At 34.1% G+C, this 21,241-nt stretch carries 20 protein-coding genes; 10 read left to right on the top strand and 10 right to left on the bottom strand.

Going from position 1 to position 21,241, the window contains the following annotated elements:
• Positions 1–767: 767 nt before the first annotated feature.
• A complete protein-coding gene (gene leuD / locus EHQ43_RS15350; protein ID WP_135771650.1) occupies positions 768–1,394 on the bottom strand; it encodes a 3-isopropylmalate dehydratase small subunit in 627 nt (208 codons plus the stop codon).
• Positions 1,391–2,794: a 3-isopropylmalate dehydratase large subunit gene (leuC, locus tag EHQ43_RS15345; RefSeq protein ID WP_135771649.1), complete on the bottom strand. Its 1,404-nt coding sequence runs from the start codon at positions 2,792–2,794 to the stop codon at positions 1,391–1,393. The genes leuD and leuC overlap by 4 nt, the downstream gene beginning before the upstream one ends.
• Before the next feature lie 91 nt (positions 2,795–2,885).
• On the opposite strand from leuC, the gene EHQ43_RS15340 reads away from it, so the two are divergent.
• Positions 2,886–3,785, top strand: a complete 900-nt coding sequence (locus EHQ43_RS15340) for a LysR family transcriptional regulator (protein ID WP_135771648.1) — start codon at positions 2,886–2,888, stop codon at positions 3,783–3,785.
• Between the two features lie 29 nt (positions 3,786–3,814).
• Here the strand turns inward: EHQ43_RS15340 and EHQ43_RS15335 are convergent, their stop codons facing one another.
• Together EHQ43_RS15335 and EHQ43_RS15330 are read right to left on the bottom strand one after the other, a co-directional pair.
• Positions 3,815–4,762, bottom strand: a complete 948-nt coding sequence (locus tag EHQ43_RS15335) for a DUF1554 domain-containing protein (RefSeq protein WP_135771647.1) — start codon at positions 4,760–4,762, stop codon at positions 3,815–3,817.
• A gap of 128 nt (positions 4,763–4,890) precedes the next feature.
• Complete coding sequence (locus EHQ43_RS15330; RefSeq protein WP_135771646.1) at positions 4,891–6,213, bottom strand: LA_0442/LA_0875 N-terminal domain-containing protein; 1,323 nt, start codon at positions 6,211–6,213, stop codon at positions 4,891–4,893.
• Positions 6,214–6,367: 154 nt separating this feature from the next.
• Here EHQ43_RS15330 and EHQ43_RS15325 point away from each other — a divergent pair, with 154 nt between their 5' ends.
• Complete coding sequence (locus tag EHQ43_RS15325) at positions 6,368–6,847, top strand: YHS domain-containing (seleno)protein (protein WP_135771645.1); 480 nt, start codon at positions 6,368–6,370, stop codon at positions 6,845–6,847.
• Positions 6,848–6,930: 83 nt separating this feature from the next.
• Here EHQ43_RS15325 and EHQ43_RS15320 read toward each other — a convergent pair whose 3' ends face one another.
• From EHQ43_RS15320 to EHQ43_RS15305, 4 genes are all read right to left on the bottom strand, one after another.
• Complete coding sequence (locus EHQ43_RS15320) at positions 6,931–7,359, bottom strand: DinB family protein (protein WP_135754753.1); 429 nt, start codon at positions 7,357–7,359, stop codon at positions 6,931–6,933.
• Positions 7,360–7,436: 77 nt separating this feature from the next.
• Positions 7,437–7,835, bottom strand: a complete 399-nt coding sequence (locus EHQ43_RS15315) for a DoxX-like family protein (RefSeq protein ID WP_135771644.1) — start codon at positions 7,833–7,835, stop codon at positions 7,437–7,439.
• Positions 7,836–7,937: 102 nt separating this feature from the next.
• Positions 7,938–8,798, bottom strand: a complete 861-nt coding sequence (locus EHQ43_RS15310) for a helix-turn-helix domain-containing protein (RefSeq protein ID WP_135771643.1) — start codon at positions 8,796–8,798, stop codon at positions 7,938–7,940.
• Between the two features lie 43 nt (positions 8,799–8,841).
• Positions 8,842–9,366 carry a peroxiredoxin family protein gene (locus EHQ43_RS15305; RefSeq protein WP_135741451.1) on the bottom strand — a complete coding sequence of 175 codons (525 nt, stop codon included), beginning with the start codon at positions 9,364–9,366 and terminating at the stop codon, positions 8,842–8,844.
• 323 nt (positions 9,367–9,689) lie between these two features.
• Here EHQ43_RS15305 and EHQ43_RS15300 point away from each other — a divergent pair, with 323 nt between their 5' ends.
• Positions 9,690–9,956, top strand: coding sequence for a hypothetical protein (locus tag EHQ43_RS15300; protein WP_135741450.1), 267 nt, complete (start codon positions 9,690–9,692; stop codon positions 9,954–9,956).
• A 494-nt stretch (positions 9,957–10,450) separates the two neighbouring features.
• Here the strand turns inward: EHQ43_RS15300 and EHQ43_RS19870 are convergent, their stop codons facing one another.
• Positions 10,451–10,924: a DUF6622 family protein gene (locus tag EHQ43_RS19870; protein WP_425269656.1), complete on the bottom strand. Its 474-nt coding sequence runs from the start codon at positions 10,922–10,924 to the stop codon at positions 10,451–10,453.
• Between the two features lie 129 nt (positions 10,925–11,053).
• Here EHQ43_RS19870 and EHQ43_RS15295 point away from each other — a divergent pair, with 129 nt between their 5' ends.
• The 7 genes from EHQ43_RS15295 to EHQ43_RS15265 all read left to right on the top strand — a co-directional run bounded on the left by EHQ43_RS15295 (position 11,054) and on the right by EHQ43_RS15265 (position 19,788).
• Positions 11,054–11,821: an AraC family transcriptional regulator gene (locus EHQ43_RS15295; RefSeq protein ID WP_135771642.1), complete on the top strand. Its 768-nt coding sequence runs from the start codon at positions 11,054–11,056 to the stop codon at positions 11,819–11,821.
• A 98-nt stretch (positions 11,822–11,919) separates the two neighbouring features.
• Positions 11,920–12,459, top strand: a complete 540-nt coding sequence (locus EHQ43_RS15290) for a redoxin domain-containing protein (RefSeq protein WP_167481806.1) — start codon at positions 11,920–11,922, stop codon at positions 12,457–12,459.
• A gap of 960 nt (positions 12,460–13,419) precedes the next feature.
• Positions 13,420–13,629, top strand: coding sequence for a methyl-accepting chemotaxis protein (locus tag EHQ43_RS15285; RefSeq protein WP_135771641.1), 210 nt, complete (start codon positions 13,420–13,422; stop codon positions 13,627–13,629).
• A 49-nt stretch (positions 13,630–13,678) separates the two neighbouring features.
• Positions 13,679–13,864, top strand: a complete 186-nt coding sequence (locus tag EHQ43_RS15280) for a hypothetical protein (protein WP_208731086.1) — start codon at positions 13,679–13,681, stop codon at positions 13,862–13,864.
• Between the two features lie 264 nt (positions 13,865–14,128).
• Positions 14,129–15,586 carry an HD-GYP domain-containing protein gene (locus EHQ43_RS15275; RefSeq protein ID WP_135741447.1) on the top strand — a complete coding sequence of 486 codons (1,458 nt, stop codon included), beginning with the start codon at positions 14,129–14,131 and terminating at the stop codon, positions 15,584–15,586.
• 609 nt (positions 15,587–16,195) lie between these two features.
• Positions 16,196–17,434, top strand: coding sequence for a hypothetical protein (locus tag EHQ43_RS15270; protein WP_135771639.1), 1,239 nt, complete (start codon positions 16,196–16,198; stop codon positions 17,432–17,434).
• A gap of 779 nt (positions 17,435–18,213) precedes the next feature.
• Entirely contained in the window at positions 18,214–19,788 is a 1,575-nt protein-coding gene (locus EHQ43_RS15265) for a 7TM diverse intracellular signaling domain-containing protein (protein ID WP_135771865.1), read from the top strand.
• Here EHQ43_RS15265 and EHQ43_RS15260 read toward each other — a convergent pair.
• Positions 19,785–20,882, bottom strand: coding sequence for a LamG domain-containing protein (locus EHQ43_RS15260; RefSeq protein WP_208731084.1), 1,098 nt, complete (start codon positions 20,880–20,882; stop codon positions 19,785–19,787). The two genes, EHQ43_RS15265 and EHQ43_RS15260, sit on opposite strands and share 4 nt — an antisense overlap.
• Between the last annotated feature and the right edge of the window lie 359 nt (positions 20,883–21,241).

Below are 21,241 nucleotides of genomic sequence, written 5' to 3'. Positions count from 1 at the left end.
AAGCAGAAAAAAAGAGGCACTTTGTGTGAACCCTTATTCCATTTCAAATTAAATTGATAAAAAAAAACTAACATAAATTTGGTTGCCGATTTTCAAAATGGCATTCTTGAAATTTTTGGCAATCTTCAAACAAATGTCACTTAAGGTAAATTAGAATTTCAATATTGGTGCCAAGATTAACAACAAGCCAATTATATACGAACGCACAATCTTTTCATCATCGAAAAAGGATGGAATCTAAAAGTTTGTTTCGCAATTTTAGATTCTCACCAAATAGAATTATCGATACGACATTTCGTTGGGAAAGAAAAAATAAAAAAGAAAATTGGGTATTAAGACATCAAAATACTTTTAAAATCGAATCTAATTGAGTATGCAATTGAATCACTTGCTGATGTGGGAAATTTTCTGATAAATTTTTGAAAGGAATCGATTTTTTTCGTGTCTTGAACAAATCCAGATTCAGTGATCCTTCTTGTGCATCGCCTGAACTGATTAAAACATCTGAAAAAGTTAACTTTACTAACACACGTTATGATAAATTAAAGTCAGATTCAACTTTAGCATGTATTCAGTATTTGGTGTCTTTAGTTCTTTCCTATTTTTTCTGGAGCGAGTCCCCAAAGTTTAGAATCTGGAGAACAATCGATTCATAACAATTTACAGCTGTTATAAGATGGGGACCGGGCTATTCAGGGCTTCGGTCGCAAGAAAGCGACCGCTAACGCGCCCTTACTATCCCTCTCGCAGAAAATCGAGTACACAGATCACCATTGCACCTCCAAAAACGATTGTTCTTTTTTTCGTATCCTTTCGAATTCCAAAATTTCCTTTGCATTTTTTAAAGTAATATCAATATCATCCCAGCCATTTCGGATCCGATTCACTGAAGCAGTATCTAATTGGAAAAAGAATGTTTGTTCTCCCGCTTCTACTTCCAACGTTTCTAAATTGATCTTAACTTGTGATCCTGGATTTTTTGAAACCCAATCATGGAGAAAGGAAATTTCTTCTTCTTTCAAACAAACAAGTGCGATCCCATTCTTTGCAGAATTAATCGAAAAGATATCAGCAAATGATGGGGCTAAAATTGCTCTGAATCCGAAATCAGAAAGAGCCCAAGGTGCATGTTCTCTACTCGAGCCACATCCGAAATTTTTTCCAGCGATTAGCACACTAACATTCGTAAACCCTTCTTGGTTCAAAATGAATTCTGGATTCGGAATTTTTCCTTCTAAGTCTAAATATCTCCAATCATGAAACAAATGGATTCCAAAACCCTTCTTATCAATCAATTTCATAAATTGTTTAGGAAGTATTTGGTCCGTATCAATATCTTCTCTCGGGATTGAAACAGCAACTCCAGAATGGATTGTCCAATTTTGTACGCTCATACCAAATTCCTCACATCTGTAAATTTTCCTGTCACTGCTGCCGCGACTGCCATGGAAGGGCTGACTAAATGAGTTCTGCCTCCCCTTCCTTGCCTCCCTTCGAAGTTACGGTTAGAAGTGGATGCACATCTTTCACCTGGTCTTAAAACATCGTCGTTCATAGCAAGGCATAGAGAACAACCTGGCTCTCTCCATTCGAATCCAGCTTCTTTGAAAATTTGATCCAATCCTTCTGATTCTGCTTGACGTTTCACGGTTCCTGAACCTGGAACCACCAATGCTTGCACATCGGGATGGATTTTTTTTCCTTTTGCTACTTCTGCAGCAGATCGTAAATCTTCTATCCTTGCATTTGTGCAGGAACCTATGAATACCCTATCAATTCTAATTTCAGAAATGGGAGTGCCTGGTTTTAAATCCATATACGCCAAAGCATTCTTTGCAGTTTCTCTTGCTCGAATATCTTCTAAATCTTCTGGATTAGGGATCACTCCATCGATGGAAATAGTTTGAGAAGGATTTGTTCCCCAGGTGACCTGCGGTTCTATTTTAGAAATATCAAATTCGATCATCTCATCGAAAACTGCATCATGATCGGTAAAAAATGTTTTCCAATATTTGATTGCTTTTTGAAAATTCTCACCTTTCGGAATTAGTTTTCTATCTTTCAAATAATCAAATGTGATTTGGTCTGGTGAAACGAGACTTGCCCTTGCACCCGCTTCGATACTCATATTACAAAGTGTCATTCTCCCTTCCATCGAAAGAGAACGTATCCATTCACCGGAATATTCAATTGTGTATCCTTTTCCTCCTGATGTTCCCATCTTATTGATGAGAGCAAGGACTACATCCTTTGAAGTGATTCCAAATCCAGGTCTCCCAACAAACCGAATCGACATTGATTTTGTTTTTGCCTGTTTAAGAGTTTGTGTCGCGAGCACATGTTCAACTTCACTTGTTCCGATACCAAATGCCAAAGCACCAAAGGCGCCATGTGTCGCAGTATGAGAATCTCCACATACAATCACGGATCCAGGAATTGTGAATCCTAATTCAGGGCCTAATACATGTACAATCCCTTGTTCTGGATCTTCTGGACCAAACAAACGGATTCCAAAATCCTTACAGTTTTTTTCCATTTTATCAATCTGCAAACGGGAGATTTGTCCTGCAGCGTCTCTATTTTTACGATCTTTTGTAGAAACATTATGATCCACAACTCCTAAGGTGAGATCCTTCCTTCTTACATTTCTTTTTTTACTTCTTAATCCTTCGAATGCTTGGGCGGAAGTCACTTCATGTAAGATATGGCGATCCACAAATAAAATAGATTCCGAGTCTGAATTCTCAACGATTCGATGGCTTTCCCAAATTTTGTCGTATAGAGTTTGTCCCATATTTTCCTCTTGGTAAAAAGAGTATCAAATTTATTAATATAATGCAAATAAATTGGTTTTATATAATCTATAACTAATTGTTATATGTCATATGGAATTCAGACAAATCGTTTACTTTTTAGAAATTTCAGAATCAGGTACATTCCAAAAAGCAGCAATGCGACTGGGATTAACGCAACCCGCCCTCTCCAGACAAATATTTTTATTAGAAAAAGAATTAGGTGTCATTGTTTTAGAAAGAGGTGGGCGGTCGGTTCGACTAACACACGAAGGCGAAAGGTTCTATCAATATTCGATTAGATTAAAAGCATTATGGGAAGAAATTCAAATTGGTTTTTCTAAAGAAAATGATCTGAAAGGGAACTTTTCCATTTCAGCAGGAGGAACCGTATCTGCATGGATTTTACCTCAAATTTTGAAAGAAATCCTAAATAAAAGAAAGGGACTATCTCTTTCTGTGAGAGAAGGAGATGCAAGCGAAACGAAAAACTCTGTGTTAAAGGGAGAAGTAGATCTTGGAATTTTGACAGGTCCCATTACAGAACCTAGTCTGAATGTGATTGAATTTTTATCTGATCAAATCTTTCCTTGTGCCGCAAAAGATCATCCGATCTTTCTAAAAAAGAAAATAAAAATTGAGGACTTAAAAAAACAACCAATCGTATTTTTCCACCCGGGTTCCGCTCTTAGAAAAGCAGTTGAGAAAAAGATCAAATCGTTTTCAAAAGATTATGGCCCCAACATTGCGATGGAACTAAGAAGTGTAGAATCTGTGATCAAATCTTTGGAAGCAGGATTAGGAATTGGTTTTTTATCCGAATATTCTATGAATCCCAATCTAAAAAAAATTAATTTCGAAGCCTGGAATGCAGAAAGGAAATTTTATCTCTGTTATCGTAAAAAATCTGGACCTGGACTTGCCATGCTTGCCGAAGAAATTTTAAAATCTGCAGAGAAGTGGAAATTGCAAACAGAATCCATCACCCGTTAACAGAGGAAAGGCGTCATTTAGATAAATTATTATTGTTCAACACAAATTAGTTGTTGGTTACTTAAATTACATGGATCAGGAGTCCAACCTGAAGTAATGTCTGCAATCAAAGTAGAATTCCCTTGGCCCATCACTCCCGTAAAGGATCCAGTATTACTTCTCCATAAGTCACAAGTGTTCGTAGTATTTGTTGTCCAATTGCTATTCAGTCCAGTCCAGTATTTTGAATTGACTGAGAATCTGATCGACAAAGCAGTTACGAATAAACCCACAGAATTCGTCGTTGCAATGATACCTTCTGATTGGCGATACGTTCGATTTGGTGCAAAAACCCAATCAATTTGTCCATCTCCCGCATTGGCTGAAACTGAAGCGTTTCTGGTTACACCATCGACAACCATTGCTTTAAAAATTCCTGTTCCAGGATAATTTGCATCCGCCGCACAATTAGCATCAAAATTTTTCGCACTTCCTGGGTTCGGTGGGTATCCTGAATTTGTTAAGAAAAGGTTACATGGATTGCATGTAGGTGCACAAGAAACGGAAACTGAGTTCACATCTGAATTTTTAACAATTCCATCACCGTTGGAAATTGAACATAGAAAACCAGCAGGTTGATTGGCAACTCTTACAGAATAGGAAGATCCACTTGTTAGTACATTCATAAAATAAAAATTTTTGCTACCGTTTTCAACTGATAACAAGATGATTTCGTTGAGAGATAGTTTTAAACCAGAACTGATTAATCCAGTTACTGAACCTGATATTGTATAAGGTATAATGGTTGAAATATAATCCTTACCACAAATAGGAGAACTGTCTTTTGTAATGATCTTTAAAACTTGGACTTCTTTGAAAGAATCAGAATTTGGATCACAAAGGTTATTCGTTTCTAATTGTTTGCAATCTTCGACGTTGACTACCAACAAACAAAAAATTAAGAATAGATTTAAAAATCGTTGTCTCTTCAAATTCATTTGGAAGCTAATTTAGATATTAATTTAATTCTCATTAGCAGGCAATAAATTATTACATCTTATTTACGTAAATTGCTAAAATCTCTATTCAAATTGTAGCAAATTGTATTGTTTATTGGCTTTTCTAATTAGAAATTAAAACGATAATTGGCACCAACTTGAATATAACTCAAACTTGTTTTTGAATCATACAACATCGGAATTAAGATTTTTGGTCCATAAAAGCTTAGTAATATTTGGGAGGGATCAGAATTTCCCCGACCATCGTTTTCTGTAATATAACCTGACTGTAATTTGTTATTCAGGGTCATATTGCTTGCTTCCACGAATACACTGAAATCATCTTTAATCTTGGTTGTGAATTTCACATTCACTTCAGTTCCAGTAGATTTCCATTGGTAGTCTAGACCATTTTGACCGTAGCGAAAAGAAGTGGAATCAATTCGAAATTCATTACTTCGCAAGGAAGATGGGCCCTGCATATCCAAATACAAAACCTGACCTTGTAAAGAAAACCTTTCCAAAAATTTCCATTCGAATCCAATTCCTAAACTATAACCTTTAAGAGAACTAGTTGTATTCCTGTAACTGATTCGATTGGGATTCATTCCTGTTGCAGTCATTCCACCAAGACTATCAACTTCATGGATGCTCTTAGTCCAAATCCTTTCCAGCCCTCCCAAAATTTGTAGGTCTAACACAGGGTGTGGGTATGGAGAAAAACCGACCCGAGTAGAAAGTTTTTGAAATTTTGTATCACCGTTCCCGAAGAGTACATTTGTCGTTTTGTCTGAAGTGGAGGAAGAGCCACCTCCACTCCCAAAAGCAAGTGTCTGAACACCACCAATATCTAAATTTCCTTTAGCCCCTGTTCCTCGAACTTCAATGGTGAAACGGTCCCAAGCGTAAAACAAACGTACTGTGGCAGTTTGGTTTTTAGTTTTGTATGGTGTAGATTGAAGCTCAGCTTGACCACTCCCACTAAAAAGAAGTCCAGCGTACTGGATGGTTTGAAAGAAAGGTCGGAGCTCCGATTGGCTCTCTCCACTCCCCAATCCCAAGGATCCTTCTAAATAATGTCGTTTCGCATTCGCAAGTTGTTCCTCACGTTTTTTCTGATTTGTTTCCTTGACTTTGAGATTTTCTTCCTCTTGCTTTTGTTTCAATGCGAGTTCTTTTTCTTCTTTGAGTTTCTTTTCTTTTTCTGAAATTTGTGGTTCCTTTTTCAGAGTAGTTGATTCCGATTTCCGTCCATAAAAAACTTTTTGGATCAATGACTTTGGATACACTTTTGTATATCCATCTGCCAGTTTGATCGTCACTGAATCCTTATCTTGTGATAAAACGGATCCTTCTACTTTTTCTCCAGATTTAAAGAGAATGGTTTCACTAAATAAGGAAGCGTTTGCTATCAAATAGACAGCGGAAATCAAAACTAAATATTGTTTCATAGAATGGAGCAATGGATACCTGGAGTTCTTATCATAACATAAATCGGAAATATGGCAATTCGTTAATTTGATATATTTTTTTTTAGACAAATAGACAGAAAAAAAAGCAAATTCTCCATTCAAATTTCAATCCATTGTGCTAAATTGAATTTATATGCAGTACCAAAAATTTATCGTTTTCACAATCACCTTGGTTGTCTCGATTTCCATTTTTGCACAATCTGAGTTTTCTCTGAATGAAATTAGAAAAAAACATTTTCGATTGAACTCAGATGGGGTTGCTATAGACGGATTTGATCCAGTTTCCTATTTCTCCAACAATCCAATAAAAGGGAAAAAGGAAATCAGTAAGGAATACCAAGGTATCATTTATTATTTCTCATCGATCGAAAATAAAAAAATATTCGAGCAAAATCCTGATCAATTTGAACCGAAATATGGGGGTTGGTGTGCTTATGCGATGGGAGAATCTGGAGATAAAGTCGAAATCGATCCAAAGCGGTTCAAAATCATCGATGGCAAAATCAATTTATTCTACGATGGAATCTTCGGAGATACCCTAATACCCTGGAATCAAAACGAAAAAAAATTGATCCCAAAAGCAAATGAGAACTGGAAAAAGCTTATGAAATAATCTTTAAAAGGAATTTATTAAAAAAGATAACCTTTGTTAGATATGAAAGCCGGATTAATGTTATTTTATATTAAAATCAATTTTTAATTGGAGCTAGTGAATTGACTCGCATATTGAGTTGAATAGGCTATTCCAAATCCCTCTGGCACTGTTATATGAGGAAATGAATGAGTGAGCGCAATTTTTATAAAGGCCATATGGTGTATAGAGTGTTCATTACAGTAACTTAGCTCTCGAAAGCTAGAGGTATTCAAAGTAGGTCGAATCTCTTTTTCATGTGTTGAGACTCGAACTGATAAAGGGAAGTCCTCTATCCCAATTTGAAACTGATTTTGTAATGATGCAATGAATTTCAAAGTATATTCCCTATCCACTTCCAAAAGCTTTGATCTTTTTCTTAAATCAAAATCAATTTCCTTTCTCTGCATACCAACAAGAAACTCGTGATAAAACTCTAAAATGTGACGGATATGTTGAGATATACTACTCTGACTCAAAATTAAAAGTGGCATTGAATATTCTCTTTGAGTTAGCTGGAGAATCAAATTTTCTATTGAAGCAAAAATTAACATCAACTCCTTAACATGGATCATATTCTTTTGAATAACCATTGCATATTCATTAATAAATTTTCTTTTTCGGAATAAAGAATATAAGAACAGCCTAAAAAATTTACTATTGCCAAGACAAACAATAAACCGTGATCATTCGCTACATTGATTCCAATGACGAAAATATGAGCAAAAATCGCACCCATCATGGATCCGATCCCAAACAAAGCACCTAACCAAACTAGAAATGGAATAAAAAGAAATATTACAATCATAAGTTCGAGAATTCCCATTGCAATTCTGCCCCAAGGTTCAACACCTAACTTCGTGAATATAAAAATTGATTCATCCGCTGCATTAAATTTAAAAAACAAGGTTTGCAAGAAAATAATTGCAACACCAAGTTTGAAGAAAAATAAAATTTTACCAAAGTTCATTTGATGACGTCATTCCCGACATTTGTCTACGAAAGTAAATCCATGCTTATGAGTATACGTTCCTTTGTATAACTTGCAATGGAAAAATGGAATTAATTTATGTCAATTTTTCTGAGACCGAAATTTCGAAGGTGATTTTCCAGTCAGTTTTTTAAATAATTTACTAAAATGGCTGGCATCCTCAAAACCCAATTCGTCGGAAATTTCGTTAATCGATTTTAAAGAAAACAAAAGCATTCTCTTTGCCTCCAAAATAACTCTTTTATGGATTGTCTGAAGAGGAGGATCTAATTTGGCGATTCGGAACAATTCTGATAATTTTTTTGAAGATATATTTAAAATAAAAGAATATTCTGATATTTGCTTCCACTTTCGAAAATTTTCTTCAACAAGTAAATTATATTTGCGAATGATTTCTATACTTTGGTTGTCACCTTGAATGGCAGTTATTTGATTTCTCCCAATCCTTGTTAGCCGAATAATCAAAATTTTCAATAGACTTACTAACATTTCTCCATGTAAGGAATCACATTCCTGAAATTCCTTCATAAAAAGATCTGTTAATTTTTGAAATGGTACAATATCAGCTGAAGGAAACTTTAATACTGAAAAATCTTGCGCACCATAAAACAAAATCCCATTACAAGAAACTTCGTGATCATGATCCCTGATGCAATAAAATTCTCGATTAAAAGCAATTGCTGCGATTTTTTGATCATTATCAGGAACCTCCAGATAATTCAACGCAGTGAGCGTGCAAAACTCATTTTCCCTTAAAACTACATTTTTATCATCACAACGAAACCCGAAACTTCCTTTTCCTGTGTTCCAAAAAATTCGATTTGCTGTAGGATTGGAAAGAACTTTCTCCAAATCACGTGCGAGATCATTCGTAAAATAAAAATATGATCCCGTGAAAGGGTCATTAAACTCATATCGATTCACTCTTGGTTTTGATTCCATTTAACTTATATACTTAAATCAAATAAAGATGAATTGAAAATGATTATCCTTTCAAACCATATACTTGTTTTTTCATGACTGTCTCCACTTCATCAAAATGACGCTGCGTTCGTTTGCCTTTATAAGCCAATCGGATTGTAAAATTAGAATCAATCAGAAACGTAGCCGCTTGCGCAAAGTCGTTCGGTTGGATCCTTACACCGAAGTATTGGGAAAGTTCTAAAGTAGAGTCACTTGCAAAAATAAAATTCATTGGATTAATATTTAACCAACTTTTTAAAACATGGATTGGTTCTGTTGATACAACAATGACATTCCCCTCTTTTTCATTTAAACTTGTTGCCCATTCGGAAAGATTTTTTAAATGAATTTGACAAAAAGGACACCATGTTCCACGGATGAATACAAGTAGAAGAGGTCCACGTTGGATAATATCCGAAATTCTTATCTTTTGGTTGGAAGTTAAAATTAATTCCCAATCCTTAACCTTTGTATCTAGAGGAAGAGTTTGAATTGATGGATCAACACTTCCATCAAATTGCATCATAAACCAATCTTTCAGTTTCATAAGAACCTTAATACCTTCGTGATTTGATTTGTAAATTCTATATTTGATACTTTCCCCTAGTCTCAAACATACCTTATCTCTAATCCGAAATTTATCCTAATTATAGATTTTGGAACCAAAAAACAAAGTCAATTTATTTCATTTATTAAAATTCTTTCTAATTCTTTGAACGTCACAACGAATCTAGCCAGAACACACTACCGATAAAAAACCAATTGGCTTAGCATTTTTCGCGAAAGTTTTAACAGCTAAAAAAAATAGGAATCAATTGAATTCTTGAATGTGAAACTCTTCTTTATAGGATTTAAATTCAGGGTACCTTTATGGATGACGAATCGATCCAAAAAATCGGATTGAATCCCGGTTTACTCCTCTTGAACCAATCGATTTCCATATTAGTTGTCACATTTGTTTGTTATCTTTCAGTTTCCCGTCAAAAATTTTTTATAATCATCATCCTTTCCATGACAATAGTGGAAGGAATCCAATTTAAATTATACTCTAATCAAAATTTAATTGCATTCAGGGGGTTTGTCAAACTCATCTTACTTTTGCCATTTGGTTTAACCATTATATTAATTTTACATTGATAACAAATATCTTTGTGATGGTTTTTGCTCCCGATGATGGAACAATTCGTGGTCATGTCAGCCACATCCTTATTATGACTCTACTTATTTGGTTACTACAAGATATAACAAAAGTACGTTTAAATACAACTTTGGTTGACCAATTTTTTTTTATTTTCCATTCTTCACCTTTACGTTGGTTTATTTGTCACGTTTTCTATCTAATCTCACTTTTATCATTACTAACATTTTATAGTGTTCAATTCATACTTTTGGAACCATTGAGCCTCATTTCGATGGTTGTTCTTTACAATTTAGATCAATAAAGTTATCCTCTTCGTTATAATTTTGAATTTGCAGACGCCATTATTGTAACAACCTTAACAGTTTTCATAAGGTAGACTGTTCCACCTCATTTCGAACTTTATCACGATTATCTTACAAACTTTATGGAAAATGAGTGGAATATGATCTTTATTCCAATTCAGATTTGGATCTTCGTTTTGATATGACTTTCATTTCCGACGGCTCAATTGAAATGCATGCCATGTTCTAGAGGCAAAAATTCCAGAAAGAAACCCATAAATAGAACTAATTGACAATAAGAAAACAGAAGAATGAATCAGCGAAGACAAATTTCGTATTTGGTATCGAACAAATAGCCTGAGAGCAAATATAAAAATGATTAGAAGTAAAGGAAGCCAGCTTCCTGGTATAATCAGATTTTTAGTCATTGGGTCGAAACTCCAATCCCTCGGGTAATCTAAATTACGAAACATAAAAAATGTTGAGATTAATGCAAAAAACCATACTCCCATAGACAGAACAGAACCTGAAAATGCCAAAACCATTCCATAAAATGAAAATCCCAACATTAAACATGATATAATAATCATTGGTCCAGGAGGAACCGCTCGAGATTTGACTTGTCGTAAACCCAAAACTATCATCGTTAGCATTAGGAACCGAAAGGAGATGGAAGTTTCCATTACAATCTTTTCTATTAAGTCAATCATAGTTCACCTTTTATAAATAAATCATAAAATGTATAAAATCTTGAAACAAAAAGTAGTTTCGCCTCAAGATTGTCGATTGATATTTTCACAAAAGACCGAAATATGAAAATTGCAGAACACTCCAAGTTATACATAACAAAAGGACTTTCCATTTTTATTGGTACCATCATAGAAACCTCAAAACATAATCACAACGCCATTCAAATCACTTTATCAGCTTATAACGATTTTACAGTTGAGTTTGATGAAATTTCAATCTCCACAAAATCAATCATTATAAATTCAAATTGTAATCACAAGCTTATAGGAAGAAAAGGGAAACAGATTGTCATTTCCATCGAAAATGCTTCCAATCATAGTAGAGCTTTTCATGCTTTACTGGGAGAAAATCCTTACAGAGAAATAAACATTGATCCTAAGTTGATTCAAACTATTGAATCTGATGCCAAGGAAAACAAAAACCTTTCAATTGTTTTAGAAAAAATTATCTCCCATCTAAATATAGAATTTAACAAAGTAAACAAAATTGATGAAAGGATAAAAAAAATTCTAAATATCATAGAAAATGTAGAAGAGAAAAAAATTAGCGTTAAAAAACTTGCAGCTCAAGTCGCTCTTTCCGAAAGCAGAATTCAACATTTATTTAAAATACAAATTGGTATGTCCATCAAGAAATATTTACTTTGGAAAAGATTAGTAGATGGAATACATATGATTACAAGTGGGAAGGACTTTACTGAGGCAGCATATGAAGCTGGATTTGCAGATTCAGCACACATGAGCCGAACATTTAAACAAATGTTTGGCATCAATTTATTTGATCTTTTTCACAATAGCAGGTCCGTTCAAGCAATAGTTTGCAAAAGCTGAGAGAATGCTTCGATAACATCATAAATGCGACAGGAAAATCAAATCCCTAAAGCCAAAAAGTTTTGATGTATTACAAACTACTCTCATCAAGGAAGACTATGAAAAATCAAAATCACCTATTAAAAGGCAACAATGCTCCGATTTTTATTTATAACACACCATGGGAAAGGGAATTAGAATTTGATCCTACCAAAACTGGAGCATCCATCCTATTTTTTTTACGCTATATCGGTTGTCCCGTCTGCCAATTCGAATTAGCTAAAATCAAACGAGACATTGCTTTAGCCGATGATTATAAAGTATACGTGGTTTTACAAAGCGATCCAAAGATTGTAGCCTCAAAAACGGAACCAAATGACTGGCCACTGACTATTGTTTGCGATAAAAATTCGGAGCTTTTCAGATTATACAATGTTTTACCTGGAAGTATCTTGGATTATTTAAATCCAAAAGGATTGGTTACAGCGATAAAAGCTTTGTTCCATGGACACTTTCATGGAAAGTTTGAAGGAAATGAAACTCAGTTGCCTGCTATATTTGTCATTTCAAGAGACAAAAAAATTGAATATGCTTATTATGGAAAGGCAATCAATGATGTTCCTTCAATAGAGTCTCTAAAAAAAATGGGAATTCTATAACACGAAGAAGAAATCACAATCATTTATGTTTTCCCATTTTCAGTTAACTTGGAGGCATGCGATAAAAATGACTAATGGGAAGTTTTGTGATTCCTTCGATGATCATCAATATAAAGTATCAAAACGATTCAAAATTTCAATCCATAAATACTTTTTAATATGGATGAATTCAGAATTCATTTGAATACAAAGATGCTCCAAAGGCACAAAGTCAATTATCGTGGCCATGATCGGCTAACTTCCCGACTTCATTTGGAGATTCACTTCTATATCGATTGTACGACCAATTGTCGACTTTTAGGACCTTTCTTGCAAAGAGATCCCATTTCGGAAATATTTCCTGAATAAATTCCCATACCAAAAAATGTACAGTTTGTTTGTTAAACTTTTGTTTCAAACAAATACAACAACCATTACCGATGACTTCTTCATGGAGGTGATGTTACGAAACAACAAACGAATTTTTTTATCGTTTCTTTCTATCCTTACTTTAGCAAACGTTGCAACACTTTCGATCAAAATTTCGGAAAAAGGATCAGATTATCTTACCTGAGAAGTATACTCATCGAGTTCGTTCTAACAACTTCTATTTTGAAAGCTGTTTTTTTTATTTTCATCAAGATAAAAATCCCATTGGAAATTTAGATGGTTTTTATATTAGGCGTTACTCTTTGTTTGTTGGTATTTTTATACGTTACCTATGGGGCAACAGTAGGAGCAACTGAAAAAAGAACTCTACTATACTTGATTATTGTAAAACAAAAGGAATCAAAAAGCTTAATGTCTAAAATCAGAATCTTTCTTTCAGTCATTGAATGACCTAAAAGCCATCAATGGAACTGTCCGAGCTAAAACCGATTAGATCTAACAAAACCTAAAAGTCGTTTGGACCAATTCAAATGAAAATTCAAAACATATCGCCTTTCAATTGGTGAGTTATAAATCCTTCAAGAAAAAAGTATGCAATTTTCTGATTTTGTTTCTTTGATCAATTCCATTGCTGTTAAAGTAAACTTATTATCATTAAATGCAGCAATCGAATCTACCAGATCTGGCGGGCATGGTAGAGGTTTTGCAGTTGTTGCAGAAGAAATATCGAAGTTAGCTGATGCTACAACCAAAAATTCCAAAAATCATTCAGGAAAATGTTCCATTGATTCGCAAGAGTAACGAAATTATCTACTGATCTTCAGAAATAATGGAAAACTTTGCATTGAAATTGGCTTCATTAATAAAAAACAACGGAGTTGGTTCCAAAGTCGAAGAAATAGATAAAGCTATTGAAACCATTGATATTTTGAACACTCGAATTTATAAAACCAGTAAAACCATAGAAAATTCTACTTACGCCCAAAAACTAGCAACAGAAAAATCATCAAAAATCACAACCAAAATGTCTGAGTAAGTATGCAACCAACATTGTCGAAATTTCCAAACTAATATCGAATGGAACTAAATCAACTGGCGGAAGTATGATTCAATTGGATGAGATGGCAAAAGAAATGAAAAAATGATCAAACATTTGCTCTTGCTTTCTATTCAAGATTAAGCGAAAATGGGATCAGAAATAGCAGAAATTCAATCGATAAAAATGGGAAAATCGTTGTTCTAACGCAAATAATTTCGTCCTATAGCACTAGAAAATCGTACCTTACTTGGAAAACATACTTTGAGCGATATTCCCTTAATTCCCACTGACCAACTTGCGAAATTTGAATTCAATGATGATCTGTTGAGTAGTTACCGTAAGAGTAAAATCATCCCACTCGATCTTTATGATCGAAATGGAAAGCTCATCATGGCAAAAAAAAAGAACGCAACAGAAGAGGATTTTGCTAAACTTCTAAAGATTGAATTACAGGGAGCCTACTGCCTTACCTCTGACTCAAAACAAATACGAGTCACATCAGGAGATACAGCAGACCCTCGCAACACAAAACTTTTTGATCCAGACAAAACGACAGAATTTGCAAAACAGACCGAATCGCTGATTTTAGAATTAAAAAAAGAAGCTTTCAATTCGGACCATGCACTCCGAGTTCACAAATCAATTGGAAAAGTTTTAGATGACTTCACAAGTAATCCAGATTTTGAATCAGGACTATTTAATATATTAGAAATTTTGAATCATGCGGGTGTACCAGTTGAATCGGAACTCATGACCAAACGAACGATAGTTGCCATGGGAATGAAAGTCCGAACCAAAAAGATTGGTGTCGGCGATGATAATAAACCTAACAAAAAAGACCATCTCTCAGTCATGACAGCGAGTTTTCTTGCAGATATAGGTTATTCAAAATTAGTGCTTCCAGACAAACCGAATCTGACGAAAGAAGAATACATATCGATACAACAACACCCTATCATCAGTTATTTAATGACTCTCGCAGCGCCTGAAATTACGCAAGAGATTCGAACTCTTATTTTGAACCACCATCGACCATTTCGCGGGAACTCAATCAACAATAACTTCCCGGACAACAATACGGTATTTAGAAAACTTATGGTAATTAGAGATAAGTTCATTAAAGATCCGAGTAAAAAAATGATTGTAGCTGATATTGATGCGCAACTTCGAATCCAAGAATCGAATGTAAATTCTGTCAATTTTGAAGAAGATATCGCAATATTATCTCTTGCAAGCGAATATGCAAGTTTAACCACTAACCAACCTTGGCGACCTGCTTTCAGTTCGGCAACAGCATTGAAAATGATCGTGAACGATTCGTTTTTTTCCTATAGCAATCGAAACATTCGGCACTTACTTGATTATGTCGGTACTAGTTTGACCAATAACCAAAACATCATCAATGTGGGCGATTACGTCATCACTGCATCTATTGATTCAGAAAAACAGGCTCATTTTGATATCTGCAAAATATTAGAAGTTGATCGCTTCCAAACTCGTCCAAAGATCCAACGATTATGCACCATCAAACCTTTGTTTAAAAAAGGGATCAAGTATCGTATTGCTGATTTTGATATCAACGAAATTCGAATGGACAAACGAAAAGCAGTGATTGACCTTGCAGGACAGACTTCTAGTACACAAAGGATCATTTACATCATTGATCCAGAAATGAACGCACCACTTTACGATACAGCAAGAAAGATGGACATTTCATAAAGATTTTTTTTGCTATTGAAAATTATATTTCTTTTAAATGGATGCAACCATTGATAAATCACGAAACCAAAATTAATTCTTAAAAAATGAATAATTCGGAATCAAAAACCAACAACTAAGAATTGAATTCCAAATAATAAATCCAAGCTATTTATACTTTTCAAATTATTAATTTGCCAACAAACTTTGTTTCTTGAAATATTAAACATAATTTTAAATGCGTAAATTCTATGAATTCGATCATACTATTTATATTAACATTCTATTGTTTTTTAAATACTCCATTCTCACATGCACCAGCTACAATTCGTCATTTTTATATTCTGACATTCAAATCAATTCGTAACTCTTTATTTTATAGAGACGGAGTAAGTATGGTCTAGTGATTCATTATATGATTAAATATTCAATACACAAATACCATTATGTTATTGAATAAGTTAGAACAATTAAAAGATTACTAAAACTAGAAATTACCCATCATTTAATAAGCAAGTTTTAGGAATATCACCCAGATTCAATAGATGAAACCAGAACTTGAAGTCTTCATGATGCAAAAATTTTACTGGAATTTATTTCCCCTTTTTTCAAATTAAAAATATGACTAAAATGTTATTTCTAAAGTCAAAAAAAACTATTTATTTAAAAAATATCTCTAAACTTACCTACGCGTCATTCTTCACATCTGCATTCTATTATATTATAAACCAAAAAGCAATTCCCGTAATTTCATGGATGAATGTCTATGGAATTGAAGAATACATGGAAAAAGATTTAACAAATTTCATACTTTTTTTAAAGGGACTCATGATCCCTATTCCAATTAATTTAGCTATTTTGGAATATTTTAGCGTAAAGATATTCGGTGACACTAGAGTCGTAACCGAATGGTTATATTGTGTTGGATTTGTATTTTTATTCACAGCACCACCGTTTTTAATCCGAAAGAGACCATTTGCATTTTTTATAAGTATTTTAATTTCAGTAATATTCTATTTTTCTTCATTAAAAATTCATATCGGAAACCCTCAATCATACGATATATTTTTTCCATTACTACTACTGATCGTAATTATAATTTTTAAAAAAATAGAAAGTTGCCAAATACCCAAATCATATCATTTCATTTTTTTCGGAATTTTAATTTCGATGTTGGAATTCATGAGACCTTTTGCCTTACTGTTTTTGATCCCATTACTAGTATTTTTTATTATTTTATTGAAACGTAAGAAATCCATTTCAATTTTCGCCTTATTTGCAATTCTTCCTATTTTACTATTAAACCTTCCTTATCATATACATTTGTATAAAAATCACAATCAGCTCACAATGACTAACCATTCAGGTTACAACATTCAAAGAGCTTGGCCACAAGTAATGCCTAATCGCTCCCTTGAAGAGTTAAATGCAAAACCAACTCGTCCAGGACGATGGCCCAATATCAATACAATGGAACACAGAGACAACAGCAATTATTTACTTTCTCGTATTTTCCTTCACATTAAAAAACATCCAGCCGACAGCATCATCCATGGGATCAAAAATATTTCCAATTTTTTATTTTACCAATATGAATTGCTAAATTTAAAACCAGAAGGATGTATCAAGATTTTATTCTATATTTTTCGTTTCTTAAGTTATGTATACTTGTTTTATCAGTTTTTTTTGTTATTCAAAAATTCTATTAAGTTAGTGATTTTCAACACGGATGCTTTGGTTTTAATTTTAATATTTTTACAAGTAATTCTATTTTCTTTAACAGAGAGTGGCGAAACAATGAGATTTACAATTGGAATTTTGCCTTTTTTTGCGTTGTTGCCAAAATTCAAATTCAAAAAATCTAAATGAGTTTAAAAATATCCATTCAACAAAACTTGCATACAAAAATCAAAAGGAATTTAAACGTCGATAATTCCCTAGAATTTATTCCGAATAAAATCTTTTTACTATTGTGTAAAAATGGAATTCAATAATTTCCTTTTAAACAAATACTTGAAACCGATGATATTTATCTTGCGGTTCCATGAAGCCTTAGAGTTTCATTTCAAAGACTTCATTCATTTCCACTAAGTGTTTCAATAAACAATAGCAATACGATTCAATGAAATAAATTTACAAAATAAATTCCAAAAAAAACCAACAGCAATCGAGACAAAAGTTTTATTTTCCTTAAAAAAAGATACAATCGTTATCACATCAAACGAATTGATATCAAATTCACTCAAGATTCTTTGCGATTAGAATGATGCGACTTCAAGATTTCTAGAGCCTTAGCTTTGTATTGTTCTCTTGCCTAATGCCTTCATTCAGTTCAAAATTACTGTTATGTATTTCCACCAAACAACAAATTCCATTCGATTCCCATACTTTTGAATCCTATGCTAGCATTTCAATATAACAAACTAAAAATTGTATAGGTCCAAATAAACGAATCCATATGAGTCACCAAAATTAATGTATATTTACAACTGAGCCTAATTACAATCGCAACCAATTGATTCGAAAAGTTGATTCATTCATACAGATATTCAAATTTTCACTAACTGATTTCCTCCATTTTCACAAAAAGACTTGTCAGTCCCACAATAAGAATGCAATGATTACGTCTTATGCAAAAAATTTCCCGTATGTTCATTTGGTTCCTTTTGATGATGGGAGCTACCTGTGCATCCACTGGATCTGAAGACCAAAACGTAACCAATCTTTTCGAATATTACCTAGACTCTTCTGCGGAAATTTCCTTTGAGCAAATTCGAAAATTAAAAAATTGGAATCCACTTTCAAAAAACCAACTATCTTTTAATTTCACAAACGATGTCATTTGGCTTCGAGGGAAAACAAATGATGATGGGCTTACACAAGGAAGGATCCTTTCTTTGGAATGGAAAGCCCTGGACTTTGCTAGATTGTATTATACAGAACAAGGTAATGAATTCAGGTTCTTTGAAACAGGAGACACACTCCCTAAATCAAAATGGATTTTACCCGAATCACTCTATCCTAGTTTTCCTATTCCAAAACAAAAATCAGGAGATTACTTCTATATCCGAATCCAATCAAAGTCAATAATTTCTTTTCCCATTCGTTCTCTAAGCGAAAGATCGCTGAACAAACGAATGATTGTCGAAACAGCGATCACTTGGCTCATCCTTGGAGTCTGTGCAGTAATGTTTATATTTGCGTTGTTTTATTTTTTTGCTTTTGGCTTAAGTGAGTTTTTCTTTTATGCAGGTTATGTTGTATGTACGGTTCTCTGGTACAATGGACAATATGGAAACGCATATGATGTCTTGTGGCCTGAATCTCCGTGGTGGCAAAACAAAGCGATCTTAGTATTTTCTACTCTTGGCATTCCGTTTTCCTTCCAATTTGTGCGAATGTTCTTAAATACAAAAGTAAACAATCCTAAGATTGATAAAATATTACTGATTATGGGATTCATTGCATTGTTTTGTATCCCGGCGATTCTTACTTCCTATACAACTAAAATTTTTTCTAGAATTGCTACCTATATTTATTTAATATCCATTCCAATCATACTGGGCACTGCCTTAAAAAATTATATCAAAGGAGAAAAACAAATCCTTTTCTTTCTGATCAGCTGGGGATCTTATTTTATCATTAGTTACAATACTATGTTTTATTTTTTGGGAATTCTACCGTATTCCACTCCCCTACTCTATTCAGCAGTATTCATTTTCCCAATCGATCTATTTTTCTTATTGTTTAACCTCTTACAAAAATATGAAACATTAGAAGGTGAAAGAAATGAAATCCTTCACCGGATTATCACTTTAAACAATACACAAAATACTCGTTATGTGAAATCAAAACTCAACTCAGTCAATACAGAAGAGTCACTTGCGAAATTGGAATCCTGGATGCGAGTAACCAAACCCTATTTAGATGAAAAAGTAGATTTAGAAATTGCCTCACTTGCGATTGGTTTAACTGTCCAACAAACATCGGAACTGCTCAATTCCAAACTAGGTGTTAGTTTCCGAAGTTACCTCAATGGATTTCGGATTGCCGATGCCAAAAAAATCTTAAAAGACAAACCAGATATGTCTATCCTTTCCATTGCTTATGCGACAGGATTTGGCTCTAAAACTTCTTTCAATGTTGAATTTAAAAAAGCAACGGGCCAGAGTCCCATACAATATAGACAATTTGGAGATGAAAAAAACTCTAACAACCATTAGGGGCCTAATATTGGCGATCCAAGATACACTTGGTTCACGGACGTTGCACTGAGAGCCGATCCAAAAACACGAAATCCGTCGATGCCGCCGTGGTAAGGATACCCACCACCCCAACTTCCAAAAGTAATTCTTTGTAAGATCGTATCAACTGCACCCGAACCAGTTGTAGCAGGTGTCCCAAGAAAACTTCCATTAACATAAAAGAAGGAATTGGTTCCGTCAAAAACAATACAGATATGGGTCCATACACCTGCAGGTGGTGCATATGTTTGTTTCGCACTAAAATTCGCTCTAGTAAAATACAAACCAGTCACTCCCGCTGTATTTTGCAGACCAAACCCACAAGCATTACTAAAAAGTGTGCCATAAGAAAAAATCAATTCTTGAACTCCAGATCCAAGGAGAGCATCAGGTTTTAACCAAATACAAATAGTTCGAGGTAAGGTCCCGCTTGGCAACATACTATCCCCCCCAATTTGGGAACTAATATCTGTACTATTAAGATGTATTGCTCCATTTGTATCACCTTCATATCCGGTAATGATCGTAAGTGATGCACCTGCTGTTAGTGTTAAGGGTTGGATGCCCGAATTCTCAAAAGAGCCATTCATAAATCTCAAATGAACAAGGGATCCGATCTCAACACCAATTTGTAAATTTGTATTTGTTTCCCCACTACTCGTTGTCGCAGTAAACGAGTAGTCCGTATAACTTGAAATAGTCGTCGGGGAACCACTGATTTCGCAAGTATCATTCTGTAACATTAGTCCCGTCGGCAAAGCTGGTGATACCTTACAAGATGAAATTTGACCACATAAATTCGTTTTAATTGAAACAGGGAAATTTTGTCCCAACAGGTAAGTGTTTTGCGGATAGGACAAGTAAGTATTCCCGGGACAAGGTAAACAGTCCTTACCTTTCAAAATACAAGCAAGTATTTGAGTTTCGTTAAATTCACGACTATAAACGTCGTTAGGATTTTGTAAATCTGAAGGGTTACAATTCAAAATAAAAAACAAAAAGAACAGGATCGTCTTGGTTAATTTACTTACCTGTGCAAAAAAATAAATTTGGTCGCATATTTGTTTTTTCATCTTGGAACAAGAGTATAAAGGATTTGTGCCAATCAGTCGTTCCAGTATATATTTCAGAACGTAATGAATCCAATTTTATGCCATACCAGGTCATAGGAACTTACCGATGGTATAAAAGTTTCCTATTCTCCCAACTTTGAAAAACATGGATCATCGTAAATTCATGAGTTTAGCTTCCTTTTGGAATGGTTCATTACACTCAGTGCGCCTCAAATTGTTCTCAAAATAAGCAATGGTTTTATAACGACCGGGCTTTCCGTTCCAATCTTCGCTTCGCTTCAATTTCCACTGCAATCCCTGGCGCTAAACTTAAGTCAAATCTGTTCAGTTTGTTAGCTCCTCTAAATTTTAGGAATGAC

This window comes from Leptospira bouyouniensis (assembly GCF_004769525.1).
Taxonomy (GTDB): Bacteria; Spirochaetota; Leptospiria; order Leptospirales; family Leptospiraceae; genus Leptospira_A; species Leptospira_A bouyouniensis.
This window is presented reverse-complemented; position numbering and strand designations above follow the sequence as displayed.

What these genes read in the sequence shown, in the direction of transcription:
- EHQ43_RS15290 (WP_167481806.1), top strand. Translation starts at nt 11,920, where the DNA reads ATGAAAAATCAAAATCACCTATTAAAAGGCAACAATGCTCCGATTTTT.
- EHQ43_RS15325 (WP_135771645.1), top strand. Translation starts at nt 6,368, where the DNA reads ATGCAGTACCAAAAATTTATCGTTTTCACAATCACCTTGGTTGTCTCG.
- EHQ43_RS15270 (WP_135771639.1), top strand. Translation starts at nt 16,196, where the DNA reads ATGTTATTTCTAAAGTCAAAAAAAACTATTTATTTAAAAAATATCTCT.
- EHQ43_RS15315 (WP_135771644.1), bottom strand. Translation starts at nt 7,835, where the DNA reads ATGAACTTTGGTAAAATTTTATTTTTCTTCAAACTTGGTGTTGCAATT.
- EHQ43_RS15260 (WP_208731084.1), bottom strand. Translation starts at nt 20,882, where the DNA reads ATGAAAAAACAAATATGCGACCAAATTTATTTTTTTGCACAGGTAAGT.
- EHQ43_RS15300 (WP_135741450.1), top strand. Translation starts at nt 9,690, where the DNA reads ATGGATGACGAATCGATCCAAAAAATCGGATTGAATCCCGGTTTACTC.
- EHQ43_RS15295 (WP_135771642.1), top strand. Translation starts at nt 11,054, where the DNA reads ATGAAAATTGCAGAACACTCCAAGTTATACATAACAAAAGGACTTTCC.
- EHQ43_RS19870 (WP_425269656.1), bottom strand. Translation starts at nt 10,924, where the DNA reads ATGGAAACTTCCATCTCCTTTCGGTTCCTAATGCTAACGATGATAGTT.
- EHQ43_RS15335 (WP_135771647.1), bottom strand. Translation starts at nt 4,762, where the DNA reads ATGAATTTGAAGAGACAACGATTTTTAAATCTATTCTTAATTTTTTGT.
- EHQ43_RS15330 (WP_135771646.1), bottom strand. Translation starts at nt 6,213, where the DNA reads ATGAAACAATATTTAGTTTTGATTTCCGCTGTCTATTTGATAGCAAAC.
- EHQ43_RS15285 (WP_135771641.1), top strand. Translation starts at nt 13,420, where the DNA reads ATGCAATTTTCTGATTTTGTTTCTTTGATCAATTCCATTGCTGTTAAA.
- EHQ43_RS15305 (WP_135741451.1), bottom strand. Translation starts at nt 9,366, where the DNA reads ATGAAACTGAAAGATTGGTTTATGATGCAATTTGATGGAAGTGTTGAT.
- leuD (WP_135771650.1), bottom strand. Translation starts at nt 1,394, where the DNA reads ATGAGCGTACAAAATTGGACAATCCATTCTGGAGTTGCTGTTTCAATC.
- EHQ43_RS15340 (WP_135771648.1), top strand. Translation starts at nt 2,886, where the DNA reads ATGGAATTCAGACAAATCGTTTACTTTTTAGAAATTTCAGAATCAGGT.
- EHQ43_RS15310 (WP_135771643.1), bottom strand. Translation starts at nt 8,798, where the DNA reads ATGGAATCAAAACCAAGAGTGAATCGATATGAGTTTAATGACCCTTTC.
- EHQ43_RS15320 (WP_135754753.1), bottom strand. Translation starts at nt 7,359, where the DNA reads ATGCCACTTTTAATTTTGAGTCAGAGTAGTATATCTCAACATATCCGT.
- leuC (WP_135771649.1), bottom strand. Translation starts at nt 2,794, where the DNA reads ATGGGACAAACTCTATACGACAAAATTTGGGAAAGCCATCGAATCGTT.
- EHQ43_RS15265 (WP_135771865.1), top strand. Translation starts at nt 18,214, where the DNA reads ATGTTCATTTGGTTCCTTTTGATGATGGGAGCTACCTGTGCATCCACT.